This window comes from Psychrilyobacter sp. (assembly GCF_049671765.1).
Classification (GTDB): domain Bacteria; phylum Fusobacteriota; class Fusobacteriia; order Fusobacteriales; family Fusobacteriaceae; genus Psychrilyobacter.
This window is the reverse complement of the sequence record NZ_JBATVM010000067.1, coordinates 1-6,656: the sequence shown is the minus strand read 5'-3', so window position 1 is coordinate 6,656 and position 6,656 is coordinate 1. Positions and strand designations below refer to the sequence as shown.

Here is a 6,656-nt window from a genome sequence, read left to right as displayed (position 1 = left end):
GACTATAATCAGACGGATGATTACCTAGAATTTAACTCTAAAGAAATAACCGATGAAAAATATCTACTCTTTGCAGAAAAATATTTTAAAGAATCTATGCATCTTAAAAAAGTAGAGGATCTTTTAGATATTAATTGGGAGGATGAAAGAGAGGATGAAAGGATAATAACAGTAAATCAAAAACTATCAAAAAATACATCTAGTAACAGTATAATGCTAAAAACTTTTAAAGGGATAGAATACAATGGCAAAAATAATTTTGAAATAAAGAAAATTATAGATAAAAATAGATTGCTATTGATAAATGAGACTTTTAGAGGTGGGAGGAGTTTGTACTATAATTTCTGTAATGAAAATAATCTTTTAAAAGAATGTCTTAGCTCTTGCAGAATCAAAGGGTACTCTATCGACACAATTAAAAAAGGAAAATCTATTGCTTATATGAGAGATACATCTACTTTATTGTATTCAGATGACAAATTATTTGATTTTATTCCATTTGCTTTTTCCAAAACAAGGGAAGCTTTTTTTGTAAATAATAATTTTATTTTGGAAAAACTTATAAAAACTAATACTTGGGAATGGAATAATCAACCACAGAGTAATATTAGAAATAACTTATTTAATAGAGATGGACTTAACTTTATTGATTATGATGTAGAGATTATCTATAAAGAAAGGAATAAAGATTATTTTGAAACCATATATGTTAGAGAAAAAGCTCGAAAGATATTTAGTCGGATAGATGAAAAACAATTACAGGCTCTAAGAAAACCTTGTAAGATAAAGAATGAATTTTTAAAATTAGAAAAAATTACAATGGACAGTATCTTAAATGGAATAAAGTTAGACGACTTATTAGATACACTATTAAAGGAAAGAAATAGAGGATATTTTGTATCACATCTTACAGCAATAAATGAAATGATCTATAGGGAGGAAGACGTGACCGATAAACAAAAGGTAGCTTATGCATCTGCTATGCAAATAAAAAAAGCATTGAAAAATAATCCCCGCAAGATAAGAGCATATGAGCAAAGACTTGTAAGTGCTATTACGTTAAAAGATTATAATAAAGTGTGCGAGATATTGTTACATCTTTCTACCTACGCACAGGTTAGTATAGGGATTGCGGTAGATCTATTTGAAAATTTTGAAGAAAATAAAAATTTAGCATATACATTTATTAATACATTGGGAGAGAAAAAAAAATTCAAAGGGGAGGGGGAATAGTGAAAAAAGCATTAACACTAACTGTAATTGCCAATATAACATCAAACTACGGAGAGGGATTAGGAAATGTATCTTCGATACAAAAAGTTTTTAGAAATGGGAATACCTATGCAACTAGAAGTAGGGAAAGTTTAAAAAATTCATTGATGGTACAAAGTGGAATGTATGATGACTTGAAAGTAACTGTAGATGGAGCTACTCAAAAAGAAGTAAATGAAGAGCTAAATGTAAGTAATTGCAGGGCTTTAGAAGGTGGATATATGAACACATCTGTAGGGGAAAAAAAACTTACATATGTAAGAAAAAGTTCATTTTATCTAACAGACGCTGTTGCCTGTGAACCATTTATAAATGAAGCAAGATTTCATAATAATCTTCATTTAGCAAGAACATATGGAAAGGCTAATAATATAAAGCTCCAAGATAGAGATGCGGCTAAAAAAACAGGGCTTATGCCATATAACTATGAATATGATAAATCTTTAAAAATTTATTCAATCACATTTGATCTTTCTATGATCGGTAGAGATGAAAATTTTGATGTAGAGTCCAATAAAAAAGAGAAAGCAGGTAGAGTTAATTCTATGTTAGAAACTATTGAAAACTTTAATTTAATTGTAAAAGGAAACTTGGATAATGCTGAACCTATATTCATTGTAGGAGGATTATCAGATAGGATGACCCACCAATTTGAAAATGTTGTCAGAATAAAAGATGGAAAACTAAAGATAACTAATGATTTAAAAAGTAAGATAGACAGAGGATATAAGGTGGGACTTTTAGAAGGAGATGGTATAGATAATGAAACTGAGATACTTCAAGAATTAAAACCTATAAGTGTGTCTAACTTCTTTGATAATTTAAAAGATGAAGTCAATCAATACTATGGAGTCTAATCATGAAAGCTCTCAGATTAGTATTAACTCAAAATAAGGCACACTACAAGAAGGAGGAAACTATAACTAATAAGATGACCTACCCGTTACCTCCTTTTTCAACAGTAATAGGGGCCCTGCATAATGCCTGTAATTTTAAAACATATCATCCTATGGATCTATCTATTCAAGGAAATTACTCATCTCTTATTAAACAACCATATACAGATTATTGTTTTTTAAACTCTATCATGGATGACCGGGGAATTTTAGTGAAAATGAAAAATAATAATATTATCTCTACTGCTTTTGATAAGGTAGCTGTAGCAAAAAAAAGTATGGGGAATAGTTTTAGAAAAGGAACTACTATAGAGGTGAAAAATAAAAATCTATTGGATGAGTACAGAGAATTAAAGAATTTAAATGATAAAGTTTCAAACTTTAAGAAAACAAGGATAGAAAAGTTGAAAATAATGTTTAAAGCTAGAAAAAAAACAATAGCAAACAAGAAGAAAAACTTAGTAAAAAAGTCATTGAGATATAAAATTCTAGTTTTGCGAGAAAAAGAAATCAGAAAGAAAGAAAAAGAGATAAATCAAAGATTAAAAGAATTTGAATATAGTAATTATATAAGGGAAATTTCAAAATATAGTTCTTTAACAACTTCAATTAGATACTATGAAATTTTACACAATGTAAATTTAGTAATTTATATTAAAACAGATGATGAAACATTAGAGCTTATAAAGGAAAATATCTATAATTTAAAATCTATTGGGAGAAGTGAAGATTTTGTAGACATAAGTGAGTGTGAAACTGTGGAATTGGTTCAAAAGTTGCCTGAAGAAGTTACAGATGAATTTGGGAACTCAATTGTTAAAAATTCTGCATATTTAGATTATAATAAAATAAAAGAAAATGATATAATATTAAAAAAAGAAAATGGAACGAAATATTTTTTAAATAAAGATTATAAAATATGTGAAAGCAAAAGAATTTTTAATAAAAAAGTAGTTATTTATACATCAGAATATAGTATTCATAAGGATACCGATAATGTTTATATAGATCCTATAAAAAATTATGTTGTTAATTTTGTATAAAAAACAAAATATAAATCATAAATATTTATATTAATTTAATCAGTGTGAACTATAAATATAAAGTTTTAAACAAATCTTCATTAGAATTGTTTTATATTAATCTAACCAAATATGGGATGTAAAAATGATTTTAGCAAATAGTCAGAATTATATTAATCTAACCAGTGTGGAAAATTTGAAATAAATAATAGAGAAAAAATAATAATTTTAGAAAAAATAATCAATAAAAAGTTATAAAAGTTACTCTATACTAGGGTATAAAAAGACCGAATTATATAATTTGGTCTTTTTATAGTTGTGTTAAATAAAATATAAATATGTGATTTTTAATTAGAAATTCATTAGAAGTACATTAGAAACACATAAAAATAAAAGAAAATGAAATTCAAAACAATTGTTATCTGTTTCACTTAATTAAAAAAAACTTATAAAAAGATTAGAAAACAAATAAAATTAAATAGTTTATTTTTGAGTTAGTACCATTTTATCGTATAACTTCGTTAAGACTAAAAAAAATTATAAAACTATCTTATATTAGTATAAATTAAATATGACTATAGAGTTCAATATAATGATGGTGGCTACGATATTATTTTTAATAAACTTATGTATCTATTGATAGGTTTACACAAGATATTAAAATAAAAATAAAAAAAAATTGGAAAGTAACCGTTTTATTTTAAATATTATTACTTTTTTTTAATGTTTTTTTAAAACAAAAAAATTATTTTTTAAGCATTTTCATACTAAAATATAAGTATTGTTTTATATTATTTTAAAAATTATTTTTTGACAAAAAAATCACAACCAATAGTATATAACCCTTATTTTGTGATTTAAAATGAAATATAATGTTCTGTTTCAGGTTTGACATTAAGTAAAACTAAAGATAAACTTCTAATAGTAAGATGATTCAAATTAAGAAATTTATATTTATTGTTGAAATTATTTTGGAGGTTTTAATGGAAGTTATAATTAATGGATTAAATAGTATTGTATGGTCGCCGGTGCTTGTGTATCTTTGTTTAGGGGCAGGGCTGTTCTTCACTTTAAAAACAAGTGGCGTTCAATTTATGATGATTAAGGAAATGATAAGATTATTATTAGGAAAAGATGTTAAGGATGGGGAAAGATCTAAGGATTCAATAAGTGGATTTGAAGCAATGTGTATGTCTGTTTCTGGAAGAGTAGGAACTGGAAATATTGCAGGAGTAGCTACAGCTATAGCATTGGGAGGACCTGGATCTATATTTTGGTTATGGGTGATTTCATTACTAGGGGCTGCTTCATCATATGTAGAATCTACACTGGGACAATTATATAAAGAAAAATTTGAAGGAGGATTCAGAGGAGGACCTGCTTATTACTTTAAAAAAGGATTATTAGGTGGAAAAACTTGGTATGGAAATTTATTTGCTTTATCTACAGTATTGGCTATGCTTATATGTATGCCTTCTACTCAATCAAATGTAATTGCGGGAAGTTTAAAAACAGCAGTAGGAGTTCCTCAATGGGTAACAGGGTTGACTATTATAGGATTTCTAAGTGTTATTGTTTTTGGAGGAGCTAAAAGATTAGCAAAATTTGCAGGAATAGTGGTTCCATTTATGGCAGTAATATATATAATCATTGCAGTAATCGTATTAGCACTTAATGCAGGGGATATTATCCCATCATTAACTTTGATAGTTAAATCTGCATTTGGAAAAGAAGAAGCTTTTGCAGGGATAGCAGGAGCGGCAATATCTTGGGGTGTAAAAAGAGGGATCTATTCAAATGAAGCAGGGCAAGGAACAGGACCAGCTTCAGCAGCAGCAGCAGATACATCGCATCCTGCTAAGCAAGGATTGATACAAGCATTCTCTATCTATATTGATTCAATATTTGTATGTACAGCTACAGCTCTTATGATTATCATTACAGGAGCATATAAAGTTTTTGATGGAGTTACTGGTAAGGCAATTTATGCAGGAAAGGGTGCGACTTCTAGTATGAGTATGGGAACAGTAGGAGCAGCTAATACATCTACAGCTTTAGATATTGGAATTGGTTATGGAGCATATATAGTTGCTATAGCTATTGTATTCTTTGCTTTTACTACACTACTAGCATTTTTCTGGAATGGAGATACAGCACTAGTTTATCTAACTCAAGGTAGTAAAAAAGGTAAAAAAATAAGATTTATTTCAAAATTAGTGTATCTTGGATTCACATTTTCAGGTTCTGTGGCAGCAGGAGGAATGGCTTGGACTTTTGGAGATATTGGAATAGGAATAATGGCTTGGATAAATATAGTTGGGATTTTAATAATGCATAAACCTGCAATTGCTTGCTTAAAAGATTATAAATTAAGAATGAAAGAAGGAAGAGAAGATGAGTGGGACTTTAATCCTAACAAAATTGGGATAGAAGGAGACTTTGCTGTTTGGGATGAAATAAGAAAAGAAGGAAGAGATGAAATAATAGTTGGAGATGGAATTTCAGCAAAATTAAAAATATCATAAAATAATAATAAAAAGAGCAAGTCGATTAAATTTATCGACTTGCTTTTTTAGAATAAAATCTATTTGTTAAAAAAAATTATAATTTCTACTTTTTAGCAATATGTTTATTTAGTATGCTTGGGTAATTTATAATTATATTTTTTTAGTAAATAACCTTTGCTTTACTTCCTCTATTGGTTTTTTCTACTCTAATTTGACTGGTGATTGTTTGTTTCAATTCATTGACATGGGAAATTATTCCTACAGTTCGGCCACTACTTTTTAATTCTATCAAAATATCCATTGCTACAGAAAGCGACTCCTCATCTAGAGTTCCAAAGCCTTCATCTATAAAGACAGAATCAAGCTTTATTCCCCCATTTTGAGCTTGGACCACATCAGATAAACCTAGAGCTAAAGCCATGGACGCTTTAAAAGTTTCTCCTCCAGAGAGAGTTTTGACACTTCTTTCCTTTCCTGTATGGGAATCAAAAACATTAACTTCTAATCCTGAGCCAGCATTTCCTTTTTTAGCAGTATCTAGCCTCATATGGTATTGATTATTTGTCATTATACTGAGTCTGTCGTTAGCTCTATCTAAGACATCTTGGAAATAAACTGCTAGAACATAGTTTTGGAAAGTTATATTGTTTCTTTTTTCTCCATATTTACCAATAGATATCTCATAGAGTTTATTAAAAATTTTATATTGTTTATTTTCATCTCCTAATATCTTTTTACTTTCATGAAGTTTTTTTTCAGGATTTATGAAACTATTTAGTTTAGCTTGTTTTTCATTTATAAAGTTATCTATTACCTCAATCTCTTGGGTCAATAACTTGCTTTTTTCGTTTAATTTATCCATATCTATAGGAACTGATTTTTCAAATTTTTCAGATTCAGAAATTATAGTATTTTGTTTGATAATCTCCTCGCTATAAGTTTTAATATCCTTGTTGAAA

5 protein-coding genes are annotated in these 6,656 nt (G+C 28.0%); 4 read left to right on the top strand and 1 reads right to left on the bottom strand.

Translation table 11 applies throughout. The features are described from left to right. From cas8a1 to WBG30_RS03540, 4 genes are all read left to right on the top strand, one after another. On the top strand, positions 1-1,233 hold a 1,233-nt coding region (gene cas8a1, locus WBG30_RS03555), incomplete at its 5' end, for a type I CRISPR-associated protein Cas8a1/Csx8 (RefSeq protein WP_424503270.1). Next, positions 1,230-2,129, top strand: coding sequence for a type I-B CRISPR-associated protein Cas7/Cst2/DevR (gene cas7i / locus WBG30_RS03550; RefSeq protein WP_424503271.1), 900 nt, complete (start codon positions 1,230-1,232; stop codon positions 2,127-2,129). The genes cas8a1 and cas7i, both read left to right, overlap by 4 nt. A 2-nt stretch (positions 2,130-2,131) precedes the next feature. Continuing rightward, the gene (gene cas5 / locus WBG30_RS03545) at positions 2,132-3,211 is read left to right on the top strand and encodes a CRISPR-associated protein Cas5 (protein WP_424503269.1); all 1,080 of its coding nucleotides are present in this window, start codon (positions 2,132-2,134) and stop codon (positions 3,209-3,211) included. 962 nt (positions 3,212-4,173) lie between these two features. Beyond that, positions 4,174-5,715, top strand: coding sequence for an alanine/glycine:cation symporter family protein (locus tag WBG30_RS03540; RefSeq protein WP_424503268.1), 1,542 nt, complete (start codon positions 4,174-4,176; stop codon positions 5,713-5,715). A 142-nt stretch (positions 5,716-5,857) separates the two neighbouring features. Here the strand turns inward: WBG30_RS03540 and WBG30_RS03535 are convergent. After that, positions 5,858-6,656: SbcC/MukB-like Walker B domain-containing protein (locus WBG30_RS03535; protein ID WP_424503267.1), on the bottom strand; the 799-nt coding region annotated here is incomplete at its 5' end.